This window comes from Clostridium sp. (assembly GCF_016650095.1).
Taxonomy (GTDB): domain Bacteria; phylum Bacillota; class Clostridia; order Clostridiales; family Clostridiaceae; genus Clostridium_AD.
In genome coordinates this window covers 1-2219 of sequence record NZ_JAENWL010000437.1, presented here as the reverse complement: position 1 = coordinate 2219, position 2219 = coordinate 1, and the positions used below count along the sequence as shown (strand labels likewise).

2 protein-coding genes are annotated in these 2219 nt (G+C 34.1%); both read right to left on the bottom strand.

The window, feature by feature from the left end; all coding sequences use genetic code 11:
• Positions 1-1338, bottom strand: a 1338-nt coding sequence (gpmI, locus tag JJE11_RS17575) for a 2,3-bisphosphoglycerate-independent phosphoglycerate mutase (protein WP_291637971.1), incomplete at its 3' end; no start/stop codon positions are given.
• A gap of 58 nt (positions 1339-1396) precedes the next feature.
• On the bottom strand, positions 1397-2143 hold the full coding sequence (gene tpiA / locus JJE11_RS17570; RefSeq protein ID WP_291637973.1) for a triose-phosphate isomerase: 747 nt from the start codon (positions 2141-2143) through the stop codon (positions 1397-1399).
• Positions 2144-2219: the final 76 nt, after the last annotated feature.

Sequence of the window (2219 nt, the reverse complement as noted above, 5' to 3'; positions counted from 1 at the left end):
TTCAGAGTTTCCATGATCTGCAGTTATAAATACGGTACCATCGCTACTAAGAACACTTTCAACTATTTTCCCAAGACATTCATCAACTGTTTCTATAGCCTTTTTAGCCGCTTCAAAATCTCCTGTATGACCTACCATATCAGGGTTAGCATAGTTAAGTATTATCATGTCATATTCATTCGTTTTAAGTCTCTTTAATAATTCCTCTGTAACCTCATATGCACTCATTTCTGGTTTCAAATCATATGTAGCCACTTTAGGCGATGGAATAAGCGCTCTATCTTCATTTGGATTTGGGGCCTCAACCCCTCCATTGAAGAAGAATGTAACATGGGCATATTTTTCTGTTTCTGCTATTCGGAGTTGTTTTTTACCCATTTTACTAACATATTCGCCAAGCGTATTGCTGTAACTTTCTGGAGCATATGCTACATCAACATTTTCTATAGATATATCATATTGAGTAGTACATACAAAGTTCAAAGATAAAGTTTCTCTTTTGAATCCTTCAAATACACTATCATTTATTGCTCTAGTAATTTCTCTAGCCCTATCTGGCCTAAAATTAAAGAATATTACACTATCATTATTATGTATAGCAGCTATTGGCTTACTATTCTCCATTATAACAGTGGGAAGAACAAATTCATCTGTCTTATTATCATGAATAGCTTTTTTAACTGCCTCTATCGCTGAAGTATTTTCTTCACCCTTAGATAAAACCATAGCATTATAAGCAAGCTGGACTCTTTCCCATCTTTTATCTCTATCCATAGCATAATATCTGCCACATACAGTAGCAATTTTCCCTACACCAATTTCTTTCATATATTCTTCGAGTTCTGATATGTATTTTAGTGCTGAACCTGGTTGTACATCTCTCCCATCTAAGAAAGCATGCACATAAACATTTTTAGCACCTTTATCCTTAGCAAGTTTTATTAAAGCCTTTAAATGATCAATATGAGAGTGAACTCCACCATCAGACAATAATCCTAAAAGATGCACCGAAGAATTCGCCGCAATAGCTTTATCTATAGCGCTTGTAAATGCAGGGTTTTTAAAGAAGTTTCCTTCATTGATTTCTTTTGTTATTTTTGTAAGCGCTTGGTATACAATTCTACCCGCACCTATATTTAAATGACCAACTTCAGAATTCCCCATTTGTCCTTCTGGTAGTCCTACGTCAAGGCCACTTGCACTTAATTTAGAACTTGGATATTTTTTTATTATTTTGTCATAGTTTGGTTTATTTGCTGCAACTACTGCATTCCCATCTACGTTATCCGATAACCCAAATCCATCTAAAATCATTAACATTACTGGTTTTTTTGACATTCTTGTTCCTCCCACCCATTGTTTCTAAAAATCATTACACATAAGCTTATATTTTTTCTTAATAGTTTACTATTCCCGCAAAGTCTTCTGCTTTGAGGCTAGCTCCACCAATTAAACCACCATCGATATCCGATTTACCCATTTGTTCTTTTATAGTTGATGGTTTAACAGAACCACCATATTGAATTCTAAGTTTTTCTGATACATCGCTACCGAACATAGTTCCAACAGTCTTTCTTATAAATGCAATTGTCTCATTAGCTTGATCCGCAGTGGCTGTTTTCCCTGTTCCTATAGCCCATATTGGTTCATAAGCAATAACTAATTTTTCAACTTGCTCTTTTGTAAGTCCTTCTAAATCTAATTTTACTTGATTTTCTAATACTTTTTCTGTGATATTTCCTTCCATTTGTTCAAGAGTTTCCCCTATGCAAAGAATAGGACTAATACTATGTTTATAAGCTGCTTTAAGTTTTTTGTTTACTGTTTCATCAGTCTCATTAAAATACTGTCTTCTTTCACTATGGCCAATTATAACATATTCAACGCCAATCTCTTTAAGCATTCCTGGCGCGATTTCACCTGTAAAGGCACCGCTCTCTTCGAAATGCATATTTTGAGCTCCTACTTTTATATTTGTTCCCTTAGTAGCTTTTATTACTGCATCCAAACATAAAAATGTAGGGCAAACTACAACTTCACATTTCGCATCTTTAACTAAAGGCTTTATTTTCTCAATTAAAATTATAGCTTCAGCCACAGTTATATTCATTTTATAGTTTCCTGCAATTATACCTTTTCTCATCAAAACCCCTCCTAATATTCTTTGTGGTAGGTAATAATCATTAATTGCTATCTCCCTCACATCTTTTTTATAAAGA

Coding starts and splice junctions, on each gene's coding strand:
- tpiA (WP_291637973.1), bottom strand. CDS start 2,143: ATGAGAAAAGGTATAATTGCAGGAAACTATAAAATGAATATAACTGTG.